This is a genomic window from Paenibacillus sp. FSL M8-0228, assembly GCF_038007385.1.
Lineage (GTDB): Bacteria > Bacillota > Bacilli > Paenibacillales > Paenibacillaceae > Paenibacillus > Paenibacillus polymyxa_D.
Genome location: NZ_JBBOXA010000001.1, coordinates 5084360 through 5107881 on the forward strand (window position 1 = coordinate 5084360; position 23522 = coordinate 5107881).

At 44.0% G+C, this 23522-nt stretch carries 42 protein-coding genes and 1 pseudogene; 6 read left to right on the forward strand and 37 right to left on the reverse strand.

Annotated features, from left to right (window positions below; translation table 11 throughout):
* Positions 1 to 140: 140 nt before the first annotated feature.
* Positions 141 to 470, reverse strand: a complete 330-nt coding sequence (locus MKY98_RS22955; protein ID WP_341011279.1) for an HNH endonuclease — start codon at positions 468 to 470, stop codon at positions 141 to 143.
* A 100-nt stretch (positions 471 to 570) separates the two neighbouring features.
* Between MKY98_RS22955 and MKY98_RS22960 the strand changes: the two genes are divergently transcribed.
* A complete protein-coding gene (locus MKY98_RS22960; protein ID WP_019686665.1) occupies positions 571 to 786 on the forward strand; it encodes a type II toxin-antitoxin system HicA family toxin in 216 nt (71 codons plus the stop codon).
* A 145-nt stretch (positions 787 to 931) separates the two neighbouring features.
* The gene (locus tag MKY98_RS22965; RefSeq protein WP_019686664.1) at positions 932 to 1339 is read left to right on the forward strand and encodes a type II toxin-antitoxin system HicB family antitoxin; all 408 of its coding nucleotides are present in this window, start codon (positions 932 to 934) and stop codon (positions 1337 to 1339) included.
* A gap of 73 nt (positions 1340 to 1412) precedes the next feature.
* On the opposite strand, the gene MKY98_RS22970 is transcribed toward MKY98_RS22965, so the two are convergent.
* Positions 1413 to 1670, reverse strand: a complete 258-nt coding sequence (locus tag MKY98_RS22970) for a hypothetical protein (protein ID WP_341011280.1) — start codon at positions 1668 to 1670, stop codon at positions 1413 to 1415.
* Between the two features lie 261 nt (positions 1671 to 1931).
* Here MKY98_RS22970 and MKY98_RS22975 point away from each other — a divergent pair, with 261 nt between their 5' ends.
* Positions 1932 to 2867: a hypothetical protein gene (locus MKY98_RS22975; protein ID WP_341011282.1), complete on the forward strand. Its 936-nt coding sequence runs from the start codon at positions 1932 to 1934 to the stop codon at positions 2865 to 2867.
* Positions 2868 to 2900: 33 nt separating this feature from the next.
* Here MKY98_RS22975 and MKY98_RS22980 read toward each other — a convergent pair whose 3' ends face one another.
* The 16 genes from MKY98_RS22980 to MKY98_RS23055 all read right to left on the reverse strand — a co-directional run bounded on the left by MKY98_RS22980 (position 2901) and on the right by MKY98_RS23055 (position 10354).
* Positions 2901 to 3335, reverse strand: a complete 435-nt coding sequence (locus tag MKY98_RS22980; protein ID WP_341011283.1) for an ArpU family phage packaging/lysis transcriptional regulator — start codon at positions 3333 to 3335, stop codon at positions 2901 to 2903.
* Positions 3336 to 3425: 90 nt separating this feature from the next.
* On the reverse strand, positions 3426 to 3704 hold the full coding sequence (locus tag MKY98_RS22985) for a hypothetical protein (RefSeq protein WP_341011285.1): 279 nt from the start codon (positions 3702 to 3704) through the stop codon (positions 3426 to 3428).
* Positions 3705 to 3706: 2 nt separating this feature from the next.
* On the reverse strand, positions 3707 to 4318 hold the full coding sequence (locus tag MKY98_RS22990) for a hypothetical protein (protein WP_341011287.1): 612 nt from the start codon (positions 4316 to 4318) through the stop codon (positions 3707 to 3709).
* Positions 4319 to 4356: 38 nt separating this feature from the next.
* Positions 4357 to 4578 (reverse strand): hypothetical protein, encoded by a 222-nt coding sequence (locus tag MKY98_RS22995; protein WP_341011288.1) that lies wholly within the window; start codon positions 4576 to 4578, stop codon positions 4357 to 4359.
* Complete coding sequence (locus MKY98_RS23000; RefSeq protein WP_341011289.1) at positions 4575 to 4859, reverse strand: hypothetical protein; 285 nt, start codon at positions 4857 to 4859, stop codon at positions 4575 to 4577. The genes MKY98_RS22995 and MKY98_RS23000 overlap by 4 nt, the downstream gene beginning before the upstream one ends.
* 50 nt (positions 4860 to 4909) lie before the next feature.
* Entirely contained in the window at positions 4910 to 5617 is a 708-nt protein-coding gene (locus MKY98_RS23005; protein ID WP_341011291.1) for a hypothetical protein, read from the reverse strand.
* Positions 5618 to 5647: 30 nt separating this feature from the next.
* Complete coding sequence (locus tag MKY98_RS23010; protein ID WP_341011293.1) at positions 5648 to 6055, reverse strand: replication terminator protein; 408 nt, start codon at positions 6053 to 6055, stop codon at positions 5648 to 5650.
* 88 nt (positions 6056 to 6143) lie between these two features.
* The gene (locus MKY98_RS23015; protein WP_341011294.1) at positions 6144 to 6422 is read right to left on the reverse strand and encodes a hypothetical protein; all 279 of its coding nucleotides are present in this window, start codon (positions 6420 to 6422) and stop codon (positions 6144 to 6146) included.
* Complete coding sequence (locus MKY98_RS23020) at positions 6334 to 6555, reverse strand: hypothetical protein (protein WP_341011295.1); 222 nt, start codon at positions 6553 to 6555, stop codon at positions 6334 to 6336. Before MKY98_RS23020 ends, MKY98_RS23015 begins: the two co-directional genes overlap by 89 nt.
* Positions 6552 to 7553, reverse strand: a complete 1002-nt coding sequence (locus MKY98_RS23025) for a hypothetical protein (protein WP_341011296.1) — start codon at positions 7551 to 7553, stop codon at positions 6552 to 6554. The genes MKY98_RS23020 and MKY98_RS23025 overlap by 4 nt, the downstream gene beginning before the upstream one ends.
* A 33-nt stretch (positions 7554 to 7586) precedes the next feature.
* The gene (locus MKY98_RS23030) at positions 7587 to 8009 is read right to left on the reverse strand and encodes a hypothetical protein (RefSeq protein WP_341011297.1); all 423 of its coding nucleotides are present in this window, start codon (positions 8007 to 8009) and stop codon (positions 7587 to 7589) included.
* Positions 8006 to 8407 (reverse strand): hypothetical protein, encoded by a 402-nt coding sequence (locus MKY98_RS23035; RefSeq protein WP_341011299.1) that lies wholly within the window; start codon positions 8405 to 8407, stop codon positions 8006 to 8008. Before MKY98_RS23035 ends, MKY98_RS23030 begins: the two co-directional genes overlap by 4 nt.
* A gap of 96 nt (positions 8408 to 8503) precedes the next feature.
* Positions 8504 to 8845: a hypothetical protein gene (locus MKY98_RS23040; RefSeq protein ID WP_341011300.1), complete on the reverse strand. Its 342-nt coding sequence runs from the start codon at positions 8843 to 8845 to the stop codon at positions 8504 to 8506.
* A gap of 188 nt (positions 8846 to 9033) precedes the next feature.
* Positions 9034 to 9789, reverse strand: coding sequence for a Rha family transcriptional regulator (locus MKY98_RS23045; protein ID WP_341011301.1), 756 nt, complete (start codon positions 9787 to 9789; stop codon positions 9034 to 9036).
* Positions 9786 to 10121 carry a DUF771 domain-containing protein gene (locus tag MKY98_RS23050; RefSeq protein ID WP_341011302.1) on the reverse strand — a complete coding sequence of 112 codons (336 nt, stop codon included), beginning with the start codon at positions 10119 to 10121 and terminating at the stop codon, positions 9786 to 9788. The genes MKY98_RS23045 and MKY98_RS23050 overlap by 4 nt, the downstream gene beginning before the upstream one ends.
* Positions 10097 to 10354, reverse strand: a complete 258-nt coding sequence (locus tag MKY98_RS23055) for a hypothetical protein (RefSeq protein ID WP_023990550.1) — start codon at positions 10352 to 10354, stop codon at positions 10097 to 10099. Before MKY98_RS23055 ends, MKY98_RS23050 begins: the two co-directional genes overlap by 25 nt.
* Before the next feature lie 204 nt (positions 10355 to 10558).
* Between MKY98_RS23055 and MKY98_RS23060 the strand changes: the two are divergent.
* The 3 genes and pseudogenes from MKY98_RS23060 to MKY98_RS23070 all read left to right on the forward strand — a co-directional run.
* Positions 10559 to 10795, forward strand: a pseudogene (locus MKY98_RS23060) (helix-turn-helix domain-containing protein); the annotation flags it as partial.
* Positions 10796 to 11050: 255 nt separating this feature from the next.
* Positions 11051 to 11929 (forward strand): ImmA/IrrE family metallo-endopeptidase, encoded by an 879-nt coding sequence (locus MKY98_RS23065; RefSeq protein WP_341011304.1) that lies wholly within the window; start codon positions 11051 to 11053, stop codon positions 11927 to 11929.
* 19 nt (positions 11930 to 11948) lie between these two features.
* Complete coding sequence (locus MKY98_RS23070; protein WP_341011305.1) at positions 11949 to 13148, forward strand: site-specific integrase; 1200 nt, start codon at positions 11949 to 11951, stop codon at positions 13146 to 13148.
* Between the two features lie 100 nt (positions 13149 to 13248).
* Here MKY98_RS23070 and rpsI read toward each other — a convergent pair whose 3' ends face one another.
* The 19 genes from rpsI to rpsH all read right to left on the reverse strand — a co-directional run bounded on the left by rpsI (position 13249) and on the right by rpsH (position 23516).
* Positions 13249 to 13641 carry a 30S ribosomal protein S9 gene (gene rpsI, locus MKY98_RS23075; RefSeq protein WP_013312140.1) on the reverse strand — a complete coding sequence of 131 codons (393 nt, stop codon included), beginning with the start codon at positions 13639 to 13641 and terminating at the stop codon, positions 13249 to 13251.
* A gap of 20 nt (positions 13642 to 13661) precedes the next feature.
* Positions 13662 to 14099, reverse strand: a complete 438-nt coding sequence (rplM, locus tag MKY98_RS23080) for a 50S ribosomal protein L13 (protein ID WP_013312141.1) — start codon at positions 14097 to 14099, stop codon at positions 13662 to 13664.
* A 183-nt stretch (positions 14100 to 14282) separates the two neighbouring features.
* Positions 14283 to 15068 (reverse strand): tRNA pseudouridine(38-40) synthase TruA, encoded by a 786-nt coding sequence (gene truA / locus MKY98_RS23085; RefSeq protein WP_029514484.1) that lies wholly within the window; start codon positions 15066 to 15068, stop codon positions 14283 to 14285.
* Positions 15069 to 15219: 151 nt separating this feature from the next.
* Complete coding sequence (gene rplQ / locus MKY98_RS23090) at positions 15220 to 15585, reverse strand: 50S ribosomal protein L17 (RefSeq protein ID WP_013312143.1); 366 nt, start codon at positions 15583 to 15585, stop codon at positions 15220 to 15222.
* A 34-nt stretch (positions 15586 to 15619) separates the two neighbouring features.
* On the reverse strand, positions 15620 to 16564 hold the full coding sequence (locus MKY98_RS23095; RefSeq protein ID WP_007432558.1) for a DNA-directed RNA polymerase subunit alpha: 945 nt from the start codon (positions 16562 to 16564) through the stop codon (positions 15620 to 15622).
* Positions 16565 to 16699: 135 nt separating this feature from the next.
* Positions 16700 to 17095, reverse strand: coding sequence for a 30S ribosomal protein S11 (rpsK, locus tag MKY98_RS23100; RefSeq protein WP_013312144.1), 396 nt, complete (start codon positions 17093 to 17095; stop codon positions 16700 to 16702).
* 19 nt (positions 17096 to 17114) lie between these two features.
* On the reverse strand, positions 17115 to 17483 hold the full coding sequence (gene rpsM, locus MKY98_RS23105; protein ID WP_007432560.1) for a 30S ribosomal protein S13: 369 nt from the start codon (positions 17481 to 17483) through the stop codon (positions 17115 to 17117).
* A 21-nt stretch (positions 17484 to 17504) separates the two neighbouring features.
* Positions 17505 to 17618, reverse strand: coding sequence for a 50S ribosomal protein L36 (gene rpmJ / locus MKY98_RS23110; RefSeq protein ID WP_003333770.1), 114 nt, complete (start codon positions 17616 to 17618; stop codon positions 17505 to 17507).
* A 118-nt stretch (positions 17619 to 17736) separates the two neighbouring features.
* Positions 17737 to 17952: a translation initiation factor IF-1 gene (gene infA / locus MKY98_RS23115; RefSeq protein ID WP_006212898.1), complete on the reverse strand. Its 216-nt coding sequence runs from the start codon at positions 17950 to 17952 to the stop codon at positions 17737 to 17739.
* Between the two features lie 2 nt (positions 17953 to 17954).
* Entirely contained in the window at positions 17955 to 18263 is a 309-nt protein-coding gene (locus tag MKY98_RS23120; RefSeq protein WP_013312145.1) for a KOW domain-containing RNA-binding protein, read from the reverse strand.
* Positions 18264 to 18272: 9 nt separating this feature from the next.
* The gene (locus MKY98_RS23125) at positions 18273 to 18812 is read right to left on the reverse strand and encodes a M24 family metallopeptidase (protein WP_069011496.1); all 540 of its coding nucleotides are present in this window, start codon (positions 18810 to 18812) and stop codon (positions 18273 to 18275) included.
* Positions 18813 to 18817: 5 nt separating this feature from the next.
* Complete coding sequence (locus MKY98_RS23130; protein ID WP_029514486.1) at positions 18818 to 19462, reverse strand: adenylate kinase; 645 nt, start codon at positions 19460 to 19462, stop codon at positions 18818 to 18820.
* Between the two features lie 90 nt (positions 19463 to 19552).
* Positions 19553 to 20851, reverse strand: a complete 1299-nt coding sequence (gene secY, locus MKY98_RS23135) for a preprotein translocase subunit SecY (RefSeq protein ID WP_013312148.1) — start codon at positions 20849 to 20851, stop codon at positions 19553 to 19555.
* Positions 20851 to 21291 (reverse strand): 50S ribosomal protein L15, encoded by a 441-nt coding sequence (gene rplO, locus MKY98_RS23140; RefSeq protein ID WP_013312149.1) that lies wholly within the window; start codon positions 21289 to 21291, stop codon positions 20851 to 20853. Before rplO ends, secY begins: the two co-directional genes overlap by 1 nt.
* A gap of 43 nt (positions 21292 to 21334) precedes the next feature.
* Positions 21335 to 21520 (reverse strand): 50S ribosomal protein L30, encoded by a 186-nt coding sequence (gene rpmD / locus MKY98_RS23145; RefSeq protein WP_013312150.1) that lies wholly within the window; start codon positions 21518 to 21520, stop codon positions 21335 to 21337.
* 12 nt (positions 21521 to 21532) lie between these two features.
* The gene (gene rpsE / locus MKY98_RS23150) at positions 21533 to 22030 is read right to left on the reverse strand and encodes a 30S ribosomal protein S5 (RefSeq protein WP_013312151.1); all 498 of its coding nucleotides are present in this window, start codon (positions 22028 to 22030) and stop codon (positions 21533 to 21535) included.
* A 27-nt stretch (positions 22031 to 22057) separates the two neighbouring features.
* Positions 22058 to 22426, reverse strand: a complete 369-nt coding sequence (rplR, locus tag MKY98_RS23155; protein ID WP_007432568.1) for a 50S ribosomal protein L18 — start codon at positions 22424 to 22426, stop codon at positions 22058 to 22060.
* Positions 22427 to 22541: 115 nt separating this feature from the next.
* On the reverse strand, positions 22542 to 23084 hold the full coding sequence (gene rplF / locus MKY98_RS23160; protein ID WP_029514488.1) for a 50S ribosomal protein L6: 543 nt from the start codon (positions 23082 to 23084) through the stop codon (positions 22542 to 22544).
* Positions 23085 to 23117: 33 nt separating this feature from the next.
* Complete coding sequence (rpsH, locus tag MKY98_RS23165; RefSeq protein ID WP_007432570.1) at positions 23118 to 23516, reverse strand: 30S ribosomal protein S8; 399 nt, start codon at positions 23514 to 23516, stop codon at positions 23118 to 23120.
* Positions 23517 to 23522: the final 6 nt, after the last annotated feature.

The window sequence follows — 23522 nt, forward strand, 5'->3', positions numbered from 1 at the left end:
TATTTTTAGGCCAAAAAAAGTTTTTGGGACCCCGCTCTATTGGAAAAGGCTCCCCTGCCCGGTCCCCAGATAAATTTTTTTAAAAAAATAAAAAGGGGGGGCTTTCTAAAAAAATATTTTTCAAAAAAATAATTTTAAATTTATTTGCTCAGTCCGCTTAGAGAAAATGAATTACCTTGCTCTCTTTCGAAATGTTCCCTTACCCTTGCCTGCCATGCTTTGCCAAGCTCTGTAAGTTCATGTGATTGTCTATCATGCATTGCATTGTGTTGCTTGTCCGATAGTGATACTAAGTTCCAATCCTTTAGCGCAAGTTCTGGGTAATGCTCCAGCGGATAGATGTGATGTACCGTGACAGCCGATTCAGATTTTCCAAACCTTTTGCTTTCTTGGCACATGTATTTATCACGCCGCATGATAGCAGCACGCTTTCGCTTCCACCGTTTTGATTTATAGAATGGGTTGGTCATGCTTCTATCTCCTTCAAATTAATACGCATAATAATGCGCATAATGTATTGACGCGCATGATAACACGTGTTATAATAAGAGTATAGAAAGGAGGTAAGCGATGCCGAAACAAATAACAGTAAGAGAGTTAGTCAAACGGTTGAGAAGAGAAGGGTTTAGGCCTTCACCTTCACACACTGGCGGCGGTAGTCATAAGCGGTGGAAACATAAAGATGATCCAACACGATATGCGGATATCAGTTTCCACAATGAAGGAGCCACCATACCGATTGGTACACTCAAAAGCATCGAGAAGACAACAGGGGTTATCTTTTAACCCCTGCGCTTCTCCCTAAACGCTTACCTCCAGTAAGGCTCATAAGCAGGTGAATTCTATACACCAATTCTTGAAGCATATGCTTCAAAAAAATTTAGTTCTATAATTGAGACATATGTCTCAAAAACAAAAGGAGTGAGATAAATTGAAAAACACCTATGTTTATCCTGCTGTCATTGAAAAAGCAGATGATGGTATAGGACTGTACTTCCCGGATATTCCCGGAACGGCCGTTCTTGCCCCTGATATTCCAACGGCTGTTGTTGATGCTAAAAACATGTTAGTTGATCGTATACTGGAACTTGAAGATAATAATATGGCAATTCCGTCTCCGTCTGATCCGGCCAGCATTGAGTTAAACGATGCCAGTGACCGGATTGTATACGTTGAGGTTTTCTTGCCTCCTTACCGGGATGCAGCAATGAATAAATCTGTGACCATCAATTGCACTGCGCCTCAGTGGCTTCGTGATGCCGGGAAGGATGCTGGTTTGAATTTCTCCCAGCTGCTTCAAAGCTCCGTAAAAGATGCTTTGGGCATTAAGCAAAAGTAACTAAAGAGTGAAATAAAATGAATTAAGGCGTCCATTGCGGGCGCCTTTTTCTGCATCCCACCCTGGGAAGTTATTACAATAGCTCTGCTGCAAGCTGCTTGAGCACTGGTGGTGTGGCAATGAGTTTACCGTCCGACTTGTTGCCGTTAATGTAGGCTTTATCTTCTTGGGCATAATAGACAACACCCTGACCTTCTACGATCGGAAAGCCGCTTTCATCGTCAGTCAGCGAAGTTTGTACATGCTTGCCGTGCTGTGCTGCGTGTTCTTCATCATGTAGATGCAAAATACCGTCAGAGCTGAGAAATGCGAAACGTGGTTTTACAGACATAATGTTTTCCTCCTTGTTATGGCAGCATAGCAAAAAGGAGAACGAATTTTCGTACCCCTTATGCTTACTTATGGATTGGTGAAGCTAAGGAAAAGTTTCCTGATCACCAAATCTTTGATGATACAAATATAACACGACAAAAGTCCAAGGATCGGCCATAGAGCGGACATAAAGCGGACATAGAGCGGACTTGTATCAATTAGAGGAATAAAATTAATTAAAGATAACAAAAATAAGAAAATAAATTTGAGGAGGTTTTTTATGCCAGAGAATATTGAATGGAGTTCTGTTGTTCAAAAAGGGATAGAAGCAGCATCAGTGGCATTTGGAGAAGCTTTTGGAGGACCTATAGGGGCTGTCCTCGGGCAACAAATAGCTTCAACATTGTTCGATACAGGAAGTGAAGATAAATTTGCAAATGCATTAAAGGAGTTACAAGAAAACATACACCAGATGATTGACAAAGCTTTTTTAGATAAAGAAATTGGTAACTTAATTGGCCTAGGCATGAATCTAAAAACCTATTTCAACACTAGAGATACAAATATACTTGCACCATTACAAAATGATATTACCCAAGTTATTGGTAATCTTATTAGTAAAGATTCATTCGAAGCTTTAACTGCTTTAGTCTACGCCGTAAATATATATATGTTTACCCTTAGAGCTCAAGCTGAATACACTTCTAGCTACTACCAAGAGATTAAGAGAAATTTAGTCCTTTTCGCAAATGAAGTTGAGGGAAAATCTAATTATTTTCGTGATTATATTAGGACTACCATACTTCCACCAGAAACAGATCCATTAGGATGGTCTGTAGAGGATGAAAAAGCTGATTCAATTACAGTAATAGTAAACCACCAACAAAGATCTGTTTTTGGATTCAGTTATAAAATCAAAACTGCTTTTTACGATAAAACAATTCCATATTTTTATAATTATGAAGAAAAAGGATTTAAGGCCTTTCCTTTTCGAGAAATTTCTGATCCCGATGATGTTACCTTCAATACATCTAGAGTATTTAAATATGAAGATGTCAAAGACAGCAAAGCGCTTATTGATTGCGAAAGGGACAGACAAACAGCAATCAAACAACGAAAAGAAGCTCTTAACAAGCTATTAACCCCTACAGATAGTGCAGTGCAGAAGTGGCGCGAGATATCTAATGTTATACCTGAAGCGATACCTTCTATTTAAAAAAGAGCAGGAGGAAGTGTCCTCCTGCTCTTTTTACTCATCTTTCAAAATGACCAGTCCAAGGATGCCAGCAAGCCGATAAATAGCCAGTGACTTGATTCGACGGTAATGTCGATCGCTGTATCCCAGCTCTAGGGCTGCGTCCGTATCCAGTACGTAATCATCCTCCATATAGCGGAAGCGAATTAACTTTTGATGCTTGGAACCTAACCGACTAATCGCCCGTTCCGCACGTTCTACGTGCCTCCTACGGCGTTCTGGCTCGTCCACATTCCTAACAGCAAGGTTTGCTGTCTGATCCGTGGTTACACCTGTGTAGCTTCGTGGCATGTCGCTATATGAAGCCGTTACCGTCGCCTCTTCTGGAATATATTCCGTTACCATATATTCACGGGCTTGGAGCAAGTATTTTTCTACAGCGTCTTTTGTAGCCTCTTCGTCCACCCGATGAATTGATGTTGTTGCCATTTCTCTCATCCCCCGTGATATAATGAGTATGAGAGTTTTGTTAAACATGCCCCCGTGCTCCCTGCCAAGGTTACGGGGGCTTTGTTGTGTTCATCCTTCATGTTTCTTTAGCAGCTCCATGTATTTATCATGCCACATACGTGCTGTCTGCTTATGATCCTCTATAAGTTCATCTGACAGTCTGACTGTTTCTGTACATGCGGCGGTAGACTCCTGCATAATAATTTTCATTCGGTCTATTTCATCAAGTAACATACCAGCCGCACTCTTCCAGTATGAAAACTTTCCACCTTCAAATTCCCTCCGAATTTGCTCAATGTCTACCTTCGGAGGGCCGGGCATTTTAACAGGCTGTTTGAATTTAGGCAATATTATCCCTCCCTCGGTTTTAAATATCCTGAATCTACAGCTAGTTGCCGGATCGCCTGCATGTCCTCTTCTGAATAGCCCCAATGAGGGCAATATAAGCCGCCATACCCGTTGTTATGGTTTGCATCGTCGTCACCATTGATATAATCCCTAAAGTCACACATAAGGCCCCACAGCGTTCCACCGTGCGAGAAATGATAGTGTTCGTCCAGTTTGGAATCGTCCATCAGCAAAGGCACACGTGTATAATCATCTGTCAGCCACAGCCTACCACCTGCCCAGTGGAATGAAGCGTATCGGTCATGCTTGCTAGAATAAAGGAATTTCCGTCCTCTGCTGCCGATCTCTTTAATTAGAGTATTAATGACATCAATTCTATGTTGAGCATGAAACGGTTCTTCTCTCTTGGACGGTGCTGATTGACCAACCTTGTGAATTTTAACGATTTTCAAATAATCAAAAAATGTCATGTCTGGATCGCTATCGCTGAAACTCAAGTATGCGTCATACTTGGCAGCTCCGGCCGACTTCGCTTTTTTGAGAACTGAATAGTCTGGATAGTCATCCAAGTATCCTGGGTACGATATTTCATAAAGATTTAGCACCTCGCTCATACGGTATATCTCTCCTTTATAGGTAGTAGGGGGCTATGCTACTCTATCCAGCGGTCCCTTTTCGTTCGCTCCATCCAATCCTTTTTTAAAACCTCCACATTGAATACGTGGTGTCGTCTTCCCAGCACATAAGATACAAAATCTCCAGTGCTGCGTTCGTAATAACAGCCATTAAGAAATTGTCCGTCATGCCCTTTGCGTAAATCCGGTGTCTCAGGCACAACGTCCGTTTGGTAAAAGTTAAATTCCAACTGCGTCATACCGTTTCCCCGCCGTTCAACTGCTCTTTAGTACGGAAGTAGAAAGGGGCATATCTGTATTCGGATCGGTACTTTGGATTGTACATGTATGCTACAGGCGTTTCGTTTTCCGCTACTGGGCAATTCATGGTTACGCAGCTCGTCCGGGTAAGCAATATCCCTCCAGCTGGAGGCAACCCATTGTGCCATTTACCCCGCTGTGCGTCCTTGTCTGGTACCAGCACAGGCAAGCTTATTTGTTTGACTTCATCTCGGCTTAACCAGCCGTTTGCATTCGGCATATATCTCACTCCTTTGATGGAGGGACAGCCGTAGCTGCCCCAAGGATCTATTAAGCTATAATGGTTACAAAACCAGATTTAATCTCGTCCTCCAGCTCGGCATAGAGATGCTCCTTGATGCTTGCCATAGCTTGCAACTTCCACGCGCCTCCATCTGCTTCAAATAGGGCTGCGCGGGGTCCAGACTGCAAACGGAACACAAAGCTGCATTCTGGCTGATGAATATCAATAAACGTTCTGTACGGTTTCAGTTTAACGGGATTAGGAACCGTTACCTTTTCAAGACTGGCGACCCCGCTTTTGGCTGTTACCTGTTGCGATATCCCATCGTCTGCGTAGGTATTTCCAGACTCTTCTTTAACGTTTCCTACTAACTTCAATACAGCAGCCCGATCAAGGTTTTCCACAAAGCAGGCTTGTAATTGGACATTAAAGCTCTCTACATCCATGTACCTTTCAAAATTAATATCTGGCAAAACCGCAGATGCTTGAAGCATCACATTACGCCGCTTATCCCGGTTAAAAGCACTCAGCACCCGTACGTCAGTCTCATTGACCACATGAACCAATACAGGCTCCAATTTGTCGTAGTTGTCCATCAGGTATGTTACCAAGGCTGACAGCGTGTTTACCTTGAGTGTGCTTGTTACTGGCTCCTGTACCAATTCCAACGAACCCGTAGCGTAAATCTGACCGCCTACCTCTCTGACCTCTTTATTTGCCAGAGCTGCGATGTACTGCATTGCTTCCTTAATCATTTATAATTCCTCCCAATTTTTAGTTGTTAGTTATCTGAAATTGACTACATTACCATCCCCGGACTTGATTTCCCCGGTATCCTGGTCAACGGGTTCCCCAGTTCCAGTACGAACAGTGCCTTCGTTGTCAAAAAACGTCTGGTCCTCGTCACCGAACATCAATTCCTTCGAGACTACATTTCCAGCGCTGTCAGCGCCCATAACAAATGTGGTATCCAATGGGTTATCTGGCGCGATGGTCGATTTAGTAGCAATTGTAGAATTAATGGTCTTCCGCTTTTTATCCGGTTTGAGCGTTATCGTAATTGTGATGCTACGCGCTGCCGTTGCAGACGTATTAGGATCGTCAATATTCCTAATGACACGATCCCACTCTTTGTTGAATTGCTCTTGCACGCCACCCTGTACCAACCCGCTCAATTCCACATGATTATCCATTACATAAACCTCCAAATAATTAATTTATAAGTACATCCGTTTGGTTTAACGGCTGTGGAGGGCTGCGGCCTCTGTCCATAACAGAGTCCTATTCCACGATCAAAACGTCATGGCGTATTTTGATGTATCCCCACCGCATTTGATCCATTGCGATTAAAATTACTTCCTGCCAGCTCTCCCGATCAAAGTAACTGCGGATCTCTTCCACGCTGTACCCCTGCCTCCACATGTCGCGAAACTCTGCAAGATCGTCAGAAGACCAAAAGAAATTCATTTCTTCACAGGCGATGTGTATGTTCCGGGTCATTTTCCCCAGCTTGTCCAACCGCTTGTCCCAATCTTCTGGCGTGTATATCCTTTTTCCCAAGCCCGGCACCTCCGATCCGCCTTAATAGTTCAGCTTCAGCCCACACGCGGATGTCATAATCCAACCGTTCGTCATGAAGCATTTCACGCAACCGGGTAACAGACTGCTTTGACATATATGCTGTTGGTGTCACCGCTGCTCCCCCTTGCCTGATTGCATACGTTCAGCTAGCCGTATCAATTCCTCGTATTCTTCTTGCGAAACCTCCGGGGCGGGCTCTTGATCTTTAACAATATCAATAGACTGCTTATCGCTCCTACCAGCAGGCCGGGACTGACGGTCTGGTTTACGCATAGCTAGAACCAGCTTTCCAAACTGCTTGCGGAAGCTCTCTGCACTTAACACATTCCTGCACCAAAAATTGTCCTTGACCACCCAATCCATTACGTCCTGTATAAGTCGGGTATCAGACTGCTTGTCCAGCTCCACAAGCTTGCGAAAATCATCTGCCCAAGTCTGCATATTGCTACGGGCTGTTAGATGCTCAATACCTTCGCCCTTTGCCATTACGTCCACCTTGCCCTTGAAGTACACAGCCATTTTGTAATACGTGTTGTCTGGACCGTATTTATCAGGCTTCTTTCCCTTTCCTTTTTCCGAAGAAGACTGCTCGTCCTGACCAGCCGGAGGCGGTTCGGGACAAGAAGTATTTTCTTCTTTATGGTTTAGGTTAGGGTTAGGGTTAGGGTTAAGGTCACGTATGGACTCCGCACGCTGTCCCTCTCCTGTCCGCTGGACGTCCGGTGGACTTCCGATGGACGGAGGTGGAACAGACTTCTTTCCGCTACGTGAATTCCGTTTGCGTTCAGCGTCTGCTGCGCGCCTCTCAATCAGCCTTCCAGCGTAAGCGTACCAGTCGTGTATTTCACGCCCTGCCTCGGTTTCGTCAATGAAACCTGCCTCGACCAAAGCGGTGTAAAGTTGCACTGAATCACCATCCCACTCTATTGCATCCGCAATATCATCGGGACCATATCTGCTTATGTCACCATCCTGGGCAAAGTCCATTGCCCACCACCAAAACATGTGCAAGTGTCCGACCGCTGCCGGGGTTGAGATTCCCAGCTTACGGCACAATTTGCGGGTTTTGGGGTGTCTGTCTGTGCCCTGATGGCTCTCTATCCATGCCAATTTTGGCGACCTCCCTCCCGACAGCGCGGTTATTTATTGGACGTCCGCAGGATATCCGGTGGACGTCTTCCAGACGTCTTTACCATATCCACGGAAATAATACTCAATTAGCTCGCCCCTCTTTTGAAGCTTCCATTCCCGGCCTGCCGCTGTATCGTCTGACCACTGGTGACAGGTTCCTGTCTCAGAACGGGGGCCGCACAGGTTAGCAATGTTCCAAGGCTCCGACCCGCTACCGTACTGGCTGGCATTCACCAAATGTGCTTTCTCAAACCACAACGCAGGCCGGGAAACGCCGCAGCGCTCACACACCACATACCCGGTATGCTCCGATGCCCGTCGATCCACTTCCTCACGAACAGCGGAAGTTATAGCCGTGTGGTTCCCCCGCTTCTTCTTGACCCGTTTACTGCTGGTCTGCTGCTTTTTGCTGTACGGATTAAATGATGTAATCATCCGTCACCATCCCCTATATGCATGTCTACGCGCAGCCGTAACCGCAATTCATGGATATGCTCTTTTAATGATTCAAACTCATTGCGCCATAGATGCATTCTCTCGTATGCTTTGGCCTCAGCTTCCCGAAGTGGTATAATAGCCAACTCCGCTGCAGAAACCTTGTCCCCTTTTGGGGCATTGGCCTTCACAAGAGTAAATGTGTTCTTCCGCTTGGCTTCAGCTCGCTTATACTCACCATTTAGCCAAGCAGACACCCTGCCGATTAATGTTAATGCCTTGGTCAACAAAGTGACCTTTTGCAACAGCGACCCAGCAGAATCATCACTTAATGCCTCTGCGGTATCCCGGTATTTCTGAATATCACGAACATACTGCTTGAACTCTCTTGTATTCACGGCAGCACCTATTTCCATAAATTTAAAATTGTGTTATAATGCCGTTAATTGATTTGTAAAGCAATCGTGTTGGTAGCACGATTATGGGTCTGTCCATTATGGACAGGCTTTTTTTATTTCCCTCTCAAGCCGAAACAACCGAAAACTTAGTTCGTTTTGTTCATTCAAAAACTTACGAGGGCTGCGATTGTTCGCAAGAGCGTCAATTTTCTTGCAGCTTACTTCATGTAACTGTTCTCGAATTAGTTTGCATTCGTTTTGTTTATGCAGTACGTCAAACTCCTGTTCAGTTAAATCAAGCAAATCCATGTCTAATGTAACTGCCCCACTAAGCAGACCGTTTACGTTGTATGCAGCCTCGAAATATGTGCTTCCCGGTACTTCCAGATAGCTTCTCAAGCCGGAAGCGTCCAAAACTGGTATTAAGCGTGTTTCCAATGTGTACACCCTCTCTCAGACGATACCTAGCACGGCGCGTAAGTCTAAAATCTCTTTAAGCATCCATCCAAAAGATGCTTGCGATACTTCGGGATGCACCCAACTCGGATTATTTGCCAATGTATCGTACATACCTTCAAGTTCGTCAAGTCGTTGTTTTGCGCATTTAATAAACACTTACACTCCCTTCAGGCTAGTGTCCCAATGGACAATTCCTTAATAATTGTGGTGTAAATCTCTTTTAATTTCGGGTCGGCCTCTATTACGTCCATTCGGTTTGTCTCTGCTATCTTGGTTTTGGTGGCTCCTGTCTCTTGAAGCCTATCCCTCAGATTACGCAAACGGCGGTTAAGGTCGCATTTAGCCCGACTTTCCAACATCTCATAACTCCGACTTCGTAAATCTCGGAACAATCCACCTGATCGACTAGCAGCTCCATTGAGCATCCCATTTAGCTTGTCCCTCCAATCGTCGTCACGCTGCAAAATTGTTTCCTGAATTACAGAAACACGTTTGTCTGTCGCATCCTGACGCTCAATGATTGCCTGTTGCTGTTGCTCCTGTTGAATTAATAGCTGGAGAATAGGACTTAGTTGGGATGTGTCTACGGCTGCTGCCTGTAGCTGCTGTCGCATACGCTTAAACTCTGTCAGAAACTTAACTTTCATCTTCATGGCTTCTGGAGTCGTATATGACATTGCCACAATAGCAAAAGCATCTTCTGTCATATCGAATTTCGGGTACCATTGTCTGTTTTGATGATGTTGATACTGGGTTTCCCCAAAGTTGGAGACACCCCATCCAGCTTCCCCAGCCTCTTGAAGCTTGTTAAGCTGCTGGCGAATATCTCTCATTACATGGTCATGGTCTTTACCGAACACCTTAGCAACGGTCAAACTATCTGTTACGGCTTGTCCTTCGTGTATAAATACCAACTGAGTCATGCTATTCCCCCTTTATTGTTGACACCTCTATGAGAGGGACAATTCAAATAATGAAAGTTCTTATCTAAGAAAGCACTCATTTCTGGCCCTCGAATCATCCAACGTCCACCATCACAGCTATTGGTGATAACTGACATTTCATTTTTATAATTAGGATTAAGTAAGATGTTTTCCAACAGCCAGTCACGTTTGCGACAGGTTTCTAATTCTAATCGCTTCATATCCCACCAAGATCCATTTCCAAACCCCTCAAGCGATTTTTTTATCTCTTTTTCTGCTAGATCCCGAATAAACTCAGGATCAATGACTATTTTGAAATTTGGGGATACCATTCTACCTCCTCCTTTACTACTTTAGATTTGAAATCAATTTCTGTTGAAAACAGATATTCAATTTCGCATTCTGGGAAAAACTTATTTTTAATCATTTGAGCCTCATCATAGTAAAATCTGAATCTGCCATGTACTTTATCGCTCACTGTTCCTCGTCTCATTTTTAGATCGCGAGAGATATCTGAAATTGTTACTCCTTTTTTTTTCATTTCTGAGCGAAGATTTCTGTACAGCATCGCCTGCCCCCCTTCCTCATGAACGATATTTCGTTCGTCTTGTTTTGAACTATAAACGATATTTCGTTCATGGTCAAGTAGTCAAAATGAATTTCATACTAAATTTCGTACAAAATTCATTTACAACATTATTGTCTTAATGTAATATATAGTCATGTACGAAATATCGTACAATAAAGAAACGTGGGGGTTAGGGTTAACGTGGAAAGAGCCAAAGTGATATCACGATTGATCGAAGAAAAAGGATACAGTAGACGAGCTTTCGCAGAGTCAGTAGGGATTCCATCAACCACGCTTCAGTCAATGTTAACTCGTGGTGTAGGTGGAGCTGCAATTGATAATGTTTTAAAGGTTACGAAGGGACTCGGAATTACAATAGATGAACTTGAGAGACTTGCGTCAGGTAAGGAAGAAATTTCGGCCTTGGAAGCAGCTGAAATAGCTGAATTTGAGGCATTTATTAAGAATCCTGAACACGGGATATTTTTCAAGGATTATTTAGAAGCGCCAGAGGAACGAAAACGGGAGTTAATGCAATTTTGGAAATTCATTCAGGAAACAGAAAAAAACCGTAAACCCAAAGATCGCCAAGGAGAATAATTAATTCATACCATTAATCGCGGTTTCAGCCAGCGGGCTGTCTCCTCCTACCCATACATACGAACATATATTCTTGTTTACAGGAGAATTGCCATGATATCTCATTATGAAGCTACATACTTGGAACACTCTATAGAAAATATGTATTTAAAGAATGATATTACTGAACCTCAACATATAACTATCGAAAAAATTACTGCTGCTTTGAATATATGGATTTATCCATCTTCACAAAAAAGCAAGGCGTATGAATCAGCAGCGGGATTACGCAGCGTACTTTTGGATAATCGCTTGCCCTTGAAGGAACAACGTATTGAGTTTCTTCACGAAGTCAGCCATTTGCTTAGGCACTCAGGCAATCAAATGATTATGCCTAAAGCATTTATAGAACTCCAAGAAGCCGATGCCGATCAATTCGTCCTTTATGCTTCAATGCCTTTTTTTATGCTGTCTAGACTCAAGCTCCCGGCCTTATACAACGATGCCCTTTTATATCTATCTGATATATTCGAGGTCCCTATTTATCTGGCTAGAAAAAGATTGAATCAAATCATGCGAAGGAATTATGAAGGGCAAATACGGACAAGCATTGAACAGCAGACCAATACTGCGAAAGGGGTGATGTCTAAAAAAATACCACAGATTTGTGAACCAACAATTTATGCCTATTACGATCCATCTTTTACTTATGAGGGTCCGTCCCAATTGGTATTCCATCTAGATGAAATTACGTTAACTCAAAAAAGAGAACTTCCAATACCTTTGGATGGTCCTTTTAAGCAGATCGAAATTGATGAATTATTGCACTTTGAAGGGGTGAAAATTCTTCAGCATGACATTGTTTATTTCGAACCTGGAAATATAAAACTCATGCTAGGCCGAATAGTCCGCAGATACGGCATAGGCTCCAAAACTTTACTATTGCAAATGAAGGACCTAGAAGAAGTTATAAATCGGGGCAGAATTTATTGAATCATGGAGGGAAAGTGTTATGGCTAGTTTTCAGAAGTACACAACAAAGAAAGACGGCAACATGTGGCTGTATAAGTATTATACTGGTGAAATCGACCCAGTAACAGGGAAGAAAAAATCATCTACCAAACGTGGTTTCAAAACTAAAGCAGAAGCAAAATTAGACGCAGCCCAAACTGAAAAAGAAGTAAAAGACGGTAAATTCATCATACAAGATAAGTCAATTACTTTTGAAGAGGTTTATGAGAAGTGGTATGAAACCAATTATAAAAGATTTAAGCTTCCAACCAGAAAAACAGTTCGCTCATGTTTCAAAAGTCAAATCCTTCCGCACTTCGGTAATATAAAAATAAAAGATATAACCCGTTCATATTGCCAAGATGTGATTAACAAAATTGCAGAAGATATTAAATCAGTGGAAAACATGAAGATGTATGCCAATCAAGTTTTCGAGTTTGCAGTCCTGATGGAAATAATCAAGAGCAATCCAATGGATGTAGGCATCATCATACCAAAAAAAGAAAGTGATCAATTAGCGGGGGAACAAAAAATGAGAAATTATTGGGAAAAACACGAAATCAAAAAATTCCTTGGATTAGCCAAGCAAGCGTATAGCTATCGTGATCAATTGATGTTTCACCTATTAATTTATACTGGCGCGAGAAAAGGGGAAGTTCTGGCCTTACGTTGGAACGATATAGATTTTAGAGAAAAAACAATTAATCTTGATAAGACATTGTTTTTTGATAAAAAAACTTTCACGCCTTTGACCTCCAAAACGCCTGCTTCCAGACGTGTTCTTAGTTTAGACGATACAACCCTTGCCTTAATAAAAAAACACCGTACAGAGCAAAGCAGAGGCATTGTGCAGCCAATAGGTTCTAACGATGACAGAATGGTTTTTACACGTGAGGATGGAACACCAATTCGCTTGGCCTATCCAAACGACAAACTGAATGAAATCATTCGTTCTAACAAATTACACAAAATAACCGTACATGGCTTAAGACATACCCATGCATCCCTTTTATTTGAAGCTGGGGCCAGCATTAAAGAAGTTCAGGAACGCCTTGGACATTCAGATATTAAAATGACTATGAACATTTACACGCATGTAACAAAAGCAGTAAAAGAAAAAACTGCTGATCGGTTTGAAAAATTCATGGAGTTTGAACCTCCAATCGCTGGTTCAGACGTGGTCACGAATGATCAAGAATAATAAAAATGGTCAAAATATGGTCACGGCACTTTCTAACTCAAAATTAAAGCCCCTGACCAGTGAAGGCCAAGGGCTGAAATTCCTTGATACACAAGGGATATTAACGTTTCGAGAACTGTGGTGCACGACGAGCGGCTTTGAGGCCGTATTTTTTACGTTCTTTCATACGTGGGTCACGAGTCAAGAAGCCTGCTTTTTTCAAAGCTGGACGGAATTCCGGATCTGCTTTCAACAAAGCACGGGAAATACCGTGGCGAATTGCGCCGGCTTGACCAGAGATACCACCACCATGAGCGATAACGAGTACGTCATAGCTACCAACTGTTTCTGTCAGGTTCAGTGGTTGTTTTACGATCAGTTTGAGAGTTTCCAAACCGAAATATTCATTAATATCACGCTTATTGATGACAATGCGTCCTTCACCCGGTACGAGACGAACACGAGCTACCGAATGTTTACGACGACCTGTCCCATAGTATTGTACTTGTGCCATGAAACTGTCCTCCCTTTTAATTATCCGCGAAGTTCGTAAACTTCAGGTTTTTGTGCTGCATGTGGATGCTCAGTGCCTCTGTAAGCTTTAAGTCTCAGCTTCATTTTCTCGCCTTGACGAGTTTTAGGAAGCATACCGTGAACAGCCAATTCCAACATGCGCTCAGGCTTGTTCTTAACCATTTCTTGTGCAACCGTTACTTTCAGACCACCCGGATGCAGGGAGTGACGGTAGTATTTCTTGTTCTCCATTTTTTTACCGGTCAATACGATTTTTTCCGCATTGATTACAACAACAAAATCACCTGTGTCCACATGTGGTGTAAACTGTGGCTTGTGTTTGCCGCGAATCAACGCAGCCGCTTCGCTTGCCAGACGACCGAGCGTTTTGCCTTCGGCATCAATGATGTGCCAGTTGCGCTCAACTTCATTTGGCTTCGCCATATACGTAGTACGCATGAAAAGTATCCTCCTTAAGTTCGTTAACAGAAATCATCATTTATCTTCGTTCGTTAAGTTGCTGCATTATTGATGGATTAGATGTTACTTTAAAGTGATTATCTTAATTGGGGCTGTGGGAAAGCCATTAAGAAAACACAACTTTTATATTACAGGATAACCATCAATTCCGCAAGAGTAAAATCAATGTTTTTTGATGTTTTCGTCGTACTCTACATTCCAGAGAGTTAAAGCGTGTCCGACGGCCGTAGGTCCAGCCTTTGAACGATTTTTCGCCTCCAAAATGGAAGGAATATCATCCGACGATTTTTTGCCTTCTCCCACTTCCAGCAAAGTCCCCATAATAATCCGAACCATGTGCTGCAAAAATCCGCTACCTGTAATATAAGTATGAATAATTCCCTGATCATCCGAGCCCGGACGTGAAAAGGAATGGTCTACTGTCATATAGGCTTCGTAAATAGTGCGAACATGATTCGTCTTTTGGGAACGTCGAGATGCGAACGAAGTATAATCAAAGGTGCCAACTAAATGAGCCAACCCTTCCTCCATCGCTCTTACATCCAGACTCGTTGGATGATGGGCCTGTGTACGACGGTGAAAGATGTCCGGAAACCGGTTCGCATTAATACTGTACCGATATGTCTTCCGCTTCGCCATGCGGCGTGCATGAAAGGACATTGGCACCTCTCTCGCATCCGTAACGATGATATCACGAGGCAACCAGGCATTAAGTGCCAGACACCAGCGCTGTATTGGAATCGGCGATTCAGTGTGAAAATTGAATACCTGCCCGTATGCATGTACACCTGCATCTGTACGGCCTGAGCCTGTAATTTTAAGACGCTCGCCCGTCAATGAGTAGATAGCATGTTCAAGGCAGTCCTGAATAGTGTTACCGTTAGGCTGCGTCTGAAAGCCATCATAGTGGGTTCCGTCATAGTTCACCTTCATGCACAAGTTCCGCATGCTTCTCACACCTTTATAGGGGTATTCTCTGGCCTTACAAGGAATAACCGAACATAACAAAGGAGAAGTCCCTCAAGGACTCCTCCAAGAGAAAAAAAGGGTTGTTCAGAATCAAGCCGATTCTGTCCACCCTTCCCTCATCTTCGCCTGTTTACGCGCGGTCAACCAATTCCAGATATACCATTGGAGCGGCGTCGCCACGACGAGGTCCCAATTTCAAGATACGAGTGTATCCACCTGGACGCTCAGTGTAACGTGTAGCCAATTCGCTAAACAGCTTTTGGATTGCATCCTGCTCACCATCCAAAGTTTCACGGCGAACGAACGCAGCCACTTGACGACGTGCGTGCAGATCTCCTTTTTTCGCTTTGGTGATCAGTTTTTCAGCAATAGAACGAACTTCTTTTGCTTTAGCCTCAGTAGTTTGGATACGCTCATACAAGAACAGATCGGTTACCAAATCACGAAACAAAGCTTTACGGGCACTGGAGTTACGGCCCAATTTTTGGTATGCCATGTAATTTCCCCTCCTTCACAAAAACGTTGCTGTACTATTCTTCCGTACGAAGTCCTAAACCAAGTTCCTCGAGCTTCTCTTGTACTTCTTCCAAAGATTTGCGACCCAAGTTACGGACCTTCATCATATCTTCTTCAGATTTAGTCGTGAGTTCTTGTACCGTATTGATACCAGCGCGCTTAAGGCAGTTATAGGAACGGACGGAGAGATCCAGCTCTTCGATCGTCATTTCAAGAACTTTTTCTTTCTTGTCTTCTTCTTTTTCAACCATAATTTCAGCATCTTTAGCCTCGTCCGTGAGACCCACGAACAACATCACATGCTCGGTCAAAATTTTGGCTCCAAGGCTCACTGCTTCCTCGGGACGAATACTTCCGTCAGTCCAAACCTCAAGTGTCAGCTTGTCATAATTCGTAACCTGGCCGACACGCGTATTTTCTACGCCGTAGTTCACGCGTGCAATCGGAGTGTAGATGGAGTCGACGGGAATGACGCCGATCGGCTGGTCATCACGTTTGTTCCGATCCTGCTTAACGTAACCGCGACCGCGATTGGCAAAAATACGCATGTGAAGTCTCGAACCCGGTCCGAGCGTAGCAATGTGAAGATCCGGATTAAGAATTTCCACATCACTATCCGCACGGATATCTCCTGCCGTTACAACTCCTTCGCCTTCCGCATCGATTTCGAGTACTTTCTCTTCATCCGAGTGGATTTTAAGCGATAAAGCTTTCAAGTTCAGAATGATCTCCGTTACGTCTTCCTTCACACCGGGAACCGTTGCAAACTCGTGCAGAACCCCATCGATTTGAACCGATGTGACTGCTGCCCCCGGTAACGAGGATAACAGAATACGGCGAAGCGAGTTTCCAAGCGTCGTACCGTATCCGCGTTCCAGCGGTTCTACTACGAATTTTCCATAGGTGCCATCATCATTGACGTCAACCGTCTCAATTTTCGGCTTTTCGATTTCTATCACTGCAATATCCCTCCTTCAAAACGTCGCTCCTATATGAAACATTCACCTTATCCATAGTCTATCATGCAGTATACCTAAACATCCATTCTTGGCAGTTTGTGCCGGATCTATACTACACGCAGAGGAGAAATCTCATTAGACGCGACGACGTTTTGGAGGACGGCATCCGTTATGAGGTACCGGAGTTACGTCTTTGATCAGGTTAACTTCCAAACCAGCAGCTTGCAAAGAGCGGATTGCTGCTTCGCGACCTGCACCAGGTCCTTTAACCATGACTTCGACAGTTTTCATGCCGTGTTCCATAGCAGCTTTAGCAGCAGTTTCTGCGGCCATTTGCGCTGCGAATGGAGTAGATTTACGGGAACCACGGAATCCCATGCCGCCTGAGCTGGCCCAAGAGATTGCGTTACCGTGTGGATCTGTGATCGTAACGATCGTGTTGTTGAACGTGGAACGGATGTGTGCCACGCCAGTCTCGATATTTTTACGGTCACGGCGTTTTGTACGTACAACTTTTTTCGGTTTAGCCATTGAATGTTATCCTCCCTTCTTATTTCTTTTTGTTCGCTACAGTCCGACGAGGACCTTTACGCGTACGAGCATTAGTTTTAGTACGTTGTCCGCGAACAGGCAACCCACGACGGTGACGAACACCACGGTAGCAGCCAATCTCAGTCAGACGTTTAATATTCAAGGAAATTTCACGACGCAGATCGCCTTCTACTTTAACTTCTTTGTCGATCGTTTCACGTAATTTGCTCACTTCATCTTCAGTCAAATCACGAACACGCGTGTTTGCACTGATGCCTGTTTCCTTCAAGATTTTCTGAGAAGTCGTTTTACCGATTCCGAAAATGTAAGTCAAGGCGATCTCAACGCGTTTGTCACGTGGCAAATCCACACCAGCTATACGAGCCATTTTACGCTACACCCCCTTCTATTAACCTTGTTTTTGTTTGTGTTTCGGATTTTCGCAAATAACCATTACATTCCCTTTGCGGCGAATGACTTTGCATTTTTCGCAAATAGGTTTTACAGAAGGTCTTACCTTCATGTTGATTACCTCCTCCAAGCTTTACCCTGGTAAAACTCGCTTCGTGAACATTCACATCGTTTTGCCGAGCAAAACAAGTTTTTTTAAATGATATACGTTTAATAAAAACCTGCATGAATTACTTGCGGTACGTTATACGGCCTTTGGTTAAATCGTAAGGCGATAACTGTACAACCACCTTGTCGCCTGTCAAAATACGGATAAAGTGCATCCGCAGCTTTCCGGAAACATGAGCAAGAATTTGATGACCGTTCTCCAGCTCTACCTTGAACGTAGCGTTCGGCAGTGGCTCGATTACCGTACCTTCAACCTCAATGACATCTTCTTTGGCCAAAGTCAGTCTCCTTTCTCTTCAGCTTGGTATTCGGACGAATCCAGGAAAGTTTTCACTGCATGGCGCAGCTTTCCATTCGTCACCCGACCGCTTTCGTTTAAACTGTTTACAATCTCGCTACTAATCTTTGGCTGAGGCACCAAATGAAGAACATTTTTCTTCTTCGCTTGATCAAACTTTCGTTTATCCCCATCCGCAATATATACAAACCTGCTATCTGCTACTGAAACGACAACCGCAATCTGTCCGGCACCTCTGCCTTTCAGAATCTTCACCAGCTGACCGATTTGCAGGTTTCCTTGCTGAATCATTCCAATCACCTACGCACTCAGTTTCGTGAAAATGTCCATGCCGCCCGTTTCGCACGTCACCGCTTGCTCGTTATGAGCACATGAGGTTACGTTCATCGTAACGACCGTCCAGTTGTCTTCCAGCGTCCCTACATGGTGAGAACCTATTTGAATCATAGATTCAATAGCCAGCACAATGCCGGTTTTCAGCCTCGGCCCCTGCTCAGGAATACCACGGTTTGGATTCTCAATATATTGCCGAATGGCATGCGACATTGTAAACTGGCGAGTTTTCGCGATGATATCGCCTTTGTTTAACTTGCGTTTGCCGGGAAATCCGTGCACCAGTTGTTCGTTGACTGAAGCGCAAATGCTAGCAGGAAAACCGTTATAACCTTTAAAAGACGGCACAGCTCCCTGACTGCGAATATACCGATCAGCTAAATGATCAAGTTCACCGGTCGTAATACCGGGCTCGATGTGTCCTGCCAAGAAATGATCCGTTTCCGTAACTATTCTCTCAGCTTTCCTCATAAAGCTTGATTCCGCCCCCGACTTGCAAATGATCATTACAGCTAACCCCGCAACAAGGACACGATATTTTGGGAAACCACATCAATATCCTGTTCTCCGTCGATATGACGCAGAAGATTCTGGTTCTCATAAAACGTGAGGAGTGGTGCTGTTTTATTACTATATTCGTCAAGTCGTGTTCTTACGCTATCTTCATTATCGTCAGGACGCTGATAGAGTTCCCCACCGTCTTTGTCGCAAATGCCTTCAACCTTAGGAGGATTAAAGACAATATGATAGCTAGTTCCGCAGGTTTTACAAACCCGCCGTCCTGTGATTCGTGCCAACAAGTTGTCACTATCCACTTTCAAGTTAATAACGTCATCTAGCTTCGTATTCAAACGACCCAAAATTTGATCCAAGGCTTCAGCCTGAGCCAAAGTTCTTGGAAAACCGTCCAGCAAGAACCCTTTCTTGCAATCTGGCTGTTGCAGCCGTTCTTCAACGATGCCGATTGTTACGTCATCCGGAACAAGTTCACCCTTGTCGATATATTCTTTAGCTTTAATGCCAATAGGTGTTCCCTGTTTCATCGCTAGGCGAAAAGCATCACCTGTCGAGATATGAGGAATGCCGAATTCCTTCACAATGACATCTGCTTGTGTACCTTTACCAGCCCCCGGAGGGCCCATGATCAAAATATTCACAATCTGTCACTCCTCAAGACGACCCCTACACAAGAAACAGCACAAAAGGTGCCGGTAAGCATGCGAACATCCTAAGCCGGTACCTATTGCCTATTTGTTGATGAAGCCTTTGTAATGGCGTTTGATCAGTTGGCTTTCGATTTGCTTCATTGTATCCAATGCTACACCAATGATGATGAGCAATGAAGTACCGCCAATTTGCACGGAACGAGGCAAGCCCGAAAGCGAACCGAAGAATACCGGCAAAACGGATATGACTGCCAGAAACAAAGCTCCTGTCATTGTCAAACGTGACATTACTCGTGTCAAGTATTTCTCCGTGGCTTTACCCGGACGAATTCCCGGAATATAACCGCCGTTTTTCTTCATATTGTCGGCCATTTGCTGCGGATTCATCTGTACAAAGGTATAGAAGAATGTGAAACCGATAATCATTACGACATACAAAACCATGCCCAGCGGCTTGTCATAATACAAGTAAGTGGTAACCCACTTAGCCCAAACATGATCTGCCCAGAAACTCGCAATAATTGTCGGGAATTGCAGCAATGATACCGCAAAGATTACCGGAATAACGCCTGCCGCATTAATTTTCATCGGAATATGCGTATTCTGGCCACCGTACATTTTGTTGCCAACTACACGTTTCGCGTATTGTACCGGGATTTTCCGAATACCTTGCTGGATGTAGATAACACCAACAATAATCAGAACAATCACCAGAGCAATTATAATTGCCTTCAGAATATTCATAAACAGCTGATCCGCCTGAATAAACTGAGATTCTACAACCGTCCGAATATGTCTTGGAATACCCGCCGCAATCCCTGCGAAGATAACAATAGAGATACCATTGCCGATTCCCTTTTCGGTAATTTGCTCACCGAGCCACATAAGGAACGTAGTTCCTGCTGTAAGCACAATGGCAATGACCAGATAATCTGCAAAAGTGGCTCCTGGAATCATCGCTGCACCGTACAGTCGATTAAAGCCAATCGACGTTCCGAATGCTTGAATCAGGCCAAGTATTACCGTACCATAACGCGTAATTTGAGCCAACTTCTTTTTACCATGCTCTCCTTGTTTAGCCCATTCCGCAAGTTTCGGAATCACGTCCATTGACAGCAACTGTACAATGATGGACGCTGTAATATATGGCATAATCCCGAGGGCGAAGATCGAAAACTGATACAATGCGCCCCCTGAGAAGGTGTTAAGGAGTCCAAACAACTCGCTTCCTGCTTGATCCTGAGAAGTAAAGACTTGCTTGTTCACGCCGGGAACCGGCACGAAGGAGCCAATACGATATACAAAGAGTATAAACAGGGTGAACAGGATTCGGGTTCTAAGATCCTCAACCCGCCATATATTTTTCAGGGTCTTGAACATTAGATCACCTCGGTTTTACCGCCGGCAGCTTCAATTTTCTCTACCGCAGATTGAGAGAACTTGTTCGCTTTAACTGTCAATTTCACAGTGATTTCACCGTTACCCAGAATTTTAATTCCGGATTTGGCGTTTTTCACAATGCCATTGTTCAGCAAAAACTCAGGGCTTACTTCTGTACCCGCTGCAAAACTGTTCAAATCTTCGATATTCAAAACCGCATACTCTTTACGAGTAGGATTTACGAAACCGCGTTTAGGCAAGCGACGATACAGTGGGTTTTGACCACCCTCGAAGCCCGGACGTACACCACCGCCGGAACGAGCGTTTTGACCTTTATGACCACGACCAGAAGTTTTACCCGTACCACTACTAGGACCACGACCCAAACGTTTACGTTCTTTGCGGGAGCCTGGAGCTGGGGAAAGCTCATGTAACTTCATCGTTCGTTGCACCTCCTTGATTATTGTTAAAATACTTTATTTCTTAAGCCTCAATTTCTTTAACAGAAACCAAATGGCTAACTTGATTAATCATCCCGCGAATAGCTGCATTGTCGGGTTGAACTACTTTATGGTTGATTTTACGCAAGCCGAGCGTTTTAACAGTCGTTCTCTGATTACCAGGACGGCCGATCAACGAACGAACGAGGGTAATTTCTAATTTCGCCATGATATTCCCTCCTTAGCCCAGCAGCTCTTCGATGGATTTGCCGCGCAATTTTGCAACTTCTTCAGCGCGTTTCAAACGGGACAAACCTTCCAAAGTCGCATTGACCATATTCATGGAATTCGAAGAACCCAAAGATTTTGTCAAGATATCACCTACACCAGCAAGTTCCAGTACAGCACGAACCGGACCGCCAGCGATAACTCCAGTACCTTCCGATGCCGGTTTCAACAGAACCCGGCCAGCACCGAACTTACCTGTAACAAGGTGAGGAATTGTTGTTCCTACGAGTGGAACGTGAACCAGGTTTTTCTTAGCATCTTCAATACCTTTGCGAATTGCATCAGGTACTTCGCCAGCTTTACCGATTCCAGCGCCTACCCAGCCGTTGCCGTCGCCCACTACTACCAGAGCGCTGAAGCTGAAACGGCGTCCGCCTTTGACAACTTTAGCTACACGATTAATATTTACTACTCTTTCAGTCAGTTCCAAAGTATTCGGATCTACACGCAAGTCGTTAACCTCCTTTTGAGAAATGTCTTAGAATTCAAGGCCTGCTTCGCGAGCTGCATCAGCCAAAGCTTGAATCCGTCCATGATACAAGTATCCACCACGGTCAAATACGATGTTAGCATGACCTTTTTCTTTCGCACGTTTAGCAACGAGTTCGCCAACCTTACGAGCTGCTTCTACACTACCGCCGTTTTTGATTTCACTGCTCAGTTCTTTATCCATAGTGGATGCAGATACCAATGTTACACCAGCTACATCATCAATCAGTTGTGCGTAGATATGCTTGGAAGAGCGGAATACGTTCAAACGAGGACGTACAGCCGTACCTTCGATTTTCTTACGTACACGCAGATGTCTTCTGACACGTGCTTTATTTTTATCTTGTTTTGTAATCATCTCAAGTTTTCACTCCCTTCAGTTTGCCTTTTAAATCTTTATACTAAGACGCACTGGGTAAAAAAGAAGTACGAAGTCTTTCCAGCAGAAAGACCGCACAAAGTCGGTAAGAAACTTATTTCTTCTTACCGGCTTTACCTTCTTTACGGATGATGCGCTCGCCTTCGTATTTAATCCCTTTACCTTTGTACGGTTCAGGTTCACGAACGGAACGAATTTTAGCAGCGTAGGCACCTACACGCTCTTTATCAATTCCGCGAACGATGATTTTAGTGTTCGAAGGAACTTCGAATTCGATGCCCGCTTCCGGTGTGATTTCAACCGGATGAGAATATCCAACGTTCAGAACGATTTTATCTCCGGATTTGCTTGCACGATATCCGACCCCAACCAGCTCCAGAGATTTTGAAAATCCTTCAGTTACACCACTTACCATGTTGCTGACAACGCTGCGGGTTGTTCCATGCAAAGAGCGGTGAAGTTTGTTGTCCGAAGGACGAACTACATTAATTTCATTGTTTTCCACAGTAACGGACATGTCTTTATGAAGCTCACGAGTCAATGTTCCTTTAGGACCTTTAACTGTGATCGCTGTGTTGTTCAAAGTCACGTCAACACCACTTGGTACTGTGATTGGTTTACGACCAATACGGGACATATCTGTTGCACCTCCTATCTTTTAAACGTTATCTTACCAAACGTAGCAAACAACTTCTCCGCCGGCTTTAGACTGACGTGCTTCTTTGTCGGTCATGATACCTTTGGATGTTGAAATGATTGCGATCCCGAGTCCACCCAGTACGCGTGGAATCTCATTGCTCTTCGTGTAAACGCGAAGACCTGGTTTACTGATTCTTTTCAAACCTGTGATAACACGCTCGTTGTTCGCACCGTATTTCAAGAAAATACGGATGATCCCTTGTTTGCTATCTTCAACAAATTCCGCATCACGAATGAATCCTTCACGTTTCAGGATGTCGGCGATTTGTTTTTTCATTGTAGATGCAGGCATTTCTACTGTTTCGTGACGAACTGTGTTCGCGTTACGAATACGAGTAAGCATATCTGCAATTGGATCAGACATAGTCATTGTGTA

What these genes read in the sequence shown, in the direction of transcription:
- MKY98_RS22955 (WP_341011279.1), bottom strand. Translation starts at nt 470, where the DNA reads ATGACCAACCCATTCTATAAATCAAAACGGTGGAAGCGAAAGCGTGCT.
- MKY98_RS22960 (WP_019686665.1), top strand. Translation starts at nt 571, where the DNA reads ATGCCGAAACAAATAACAGTAAGAGAGTTAGTCAAACGGTTGAGAAGA.
- MKY98_RS22970 (WP_341011280.1), bottom strand. Translation starts at nt 1,670, where the DNA reads ATGTCTGTAAAACCACGTTTCGCATTTCTCAGCTCTGACGGTATTTTG.
- MKY98_RS22975 (WP_341011282.1), top strand. Translation starts at nt 1,932, where the DNA reads ATGCCAGAGAATATTGAATGGAGTTCTGTTGTTCAAAAAGGGATAGAA.
- MKY98_RS22980 (WP_341011283.1), bottom strand. Translation starts at nt 3,335, where the DNA reads ATGGCAACAACATCAATTCATCGGGTGGACGAAGAGGCTACAAAAGAC.
- MKY98_RS22990 (WP_341011287.1), bottom strand. Translation starts at nt 4,318, where the DNA reads ATGAGCGAGGTGCTAAATCTTTATGAAATATCGTACCCAGGATACTTG.
- MKY98_RS22995 (WP_341011288.1), bottom strand. Translation starts at nt 4,578, where the DNA reads ATGACGCAGTTGGAATTTAACTTTTACCAAACGGACGTTGTGCCTGAG.
- MKY98_RS23000 (WP_341011289.1), bottom strand. Translation starts at nt 4,859, where the DNA reads ATGCCGAATGCAAACGGCTGGTTAAGCCGAGATGAAGTCAAACAAATA.
- MKY98_RS23005 (WP_341011291.1), bottom strand. Translation starts at nt 5,617, where the DNA reads ATGATTAAGGAAGCAATGCAGTACATCGCAGCTCTGGCAAATAAAGAG.
- MKY98_RS23010 (WP_341011293.1), bottom strand. Translation starts at nt 6,055, where the DNA reads ATGGATAATCATGTGGAATTGAGCGGGTTGGTACAGGGTGGCGTGCAA.
- MKY98_RS23030 (WP_341011297.1), bottom strand. Translation starts at nt 8,009, where the DNA reads ATGATTACATCATTTAATCCGTACAGCAAAAAGCAGCAGACCAGCAGT.
- MKY98_RS23045 (WP_341011301.1), bottom strand. Translation starts at nt 9,789, where the DNA reads ATGACTCAGTTGGTATTTATACACGAAGGACAAGCCGTAACAGATAGT.
- MKY98_RS23050 (WP_341011302.1), bottom strand. Translation starts at nt 10,121, where the DNA reads ATGGTATCCCCAAATTTCAAAATAGTCATTGATCCTGAGTTTATTCGG.
- MKY98_RS23065 (WP_341011304.1), top strand. Translation starts at nt 11,051, where the DNA reads ATGATATCTCATTATGAAGCTACATACTTGGAACACTCTATAGAAAAT.
- MKY98_RS23070 (WP_341011305.1), top strand. Translation starts at nt 11,949, where the DNA reads ATGGCTAGTTTTCAGAAGTACACAACAAAGAAAGACGGCAACATGTGG.
- rpsI (WP_013312140.1), bottom strand. Translation starts at nt 13,641, where the DNA reads ATGGCACAAGTACAATACTATGGGACAGGTCGTCGTAAACATTCGGTA.
- rplM (WP_013312141.1), bottom strand. Translation starts at nt 14,099, where the DNA reads ATGCGTACTACGTATATGGCGAAGCCAAATGAAGTTGAGCGCAACTGG.
- truA (WP_029514484.1), bottom strand. Translation starts at nt 15,068, where the DNA reads ATGCGGAACTTGTGCATGAAGGTGAACTATGACGGAACCCACTATGAT.
- rplQ (WP_013312143.1), bottom strand. Translation starts at nt 15,585, where the DNA reads ATGGCATACCAAAAATTGGGCCGTAACTCCAGTGCCCGTAAAGCTTTG.
- rpsK (WP_013312144.1), bottom strand. Translation starts at nt 17,095, where the DNA reads ATGGCTAAACCGAAAAAAGTTGTACGTACAAAACGCCGTGACCGTAAA.
- rpsM (WP_007432560.1), bottom strand. Translation starts at nt 17,483, where the DNA reads ATGGCTCGTATAGCTGGTGTGGATTTGCCACGTGACAAACGCGTTGAG.
- rpmJ (WP_003333770.1), bottom strand. Translation starts at nt 17,618, where the DNA reads ATGAAGGTAAGACCTTCTGTAAAACCTATTTGCGAAAAATGCAAAGTC.
- MKY98_RS23120 (WP_013312145.1), bottom strand. Translation starts at nt 18,263, where the DNA reads ATGATTCAGCAAGGAAACCTGCAAATCGGTCAGCTGGTGAAGATTCTG.
- MKY98_RS23125 (WP_069011496.1), bottom strand. Translation starts at nt 18,812, where the DNA reads ATGATCATTTGCAAGTCGGGGGCGGAATCAAGCTTTATGAGGAAAGCT.
- secY (WP_013312148.1), bottom strand. Translation starts at nt 20,851, where the DNA reads ATGTTCAAGACCCTGAAAAATATATGGCGGGTTGAGGATCTTAGAACC.
- rplO (WP_013312149.1), bottom strand. Translation starts at nt 21,291, where the DNA reads ATGAAGTTACATGAGCTTTCCCCAGCTCCAGGCTCCCGCAAAGAACGT.
- rpmD (WP_013312150.1), bottom strand. Translation starts at nt 21,520, where the DNA reads ATGGCGAAATTAGAAATTACCCTCGTTCGTTCGTTGATCGGCCGTCCT.
- rplR (WP_007432568.1), bottom strand. Translation starts at nt 22,426, where the DNA reads ATGATTACAAAACAAGATAAAAATAAAGCACGTGTCAGAAGACATCTG.
- rplF (WP_029514488.1), bottom strand. Translation starts at nt 23,084, where the DNA reads ATGTCCCGTATTGGTCGTAAACCAATCACAGTACCAAGTGGTGTTGAC.
- rpsH (WP_007432570.1), bottom strand. Translation starts at nt 23,516, where the DNA reads ATGACTATGTCTGATCCAATTGCAGATATGCTTACTCGTATTCGTAAC.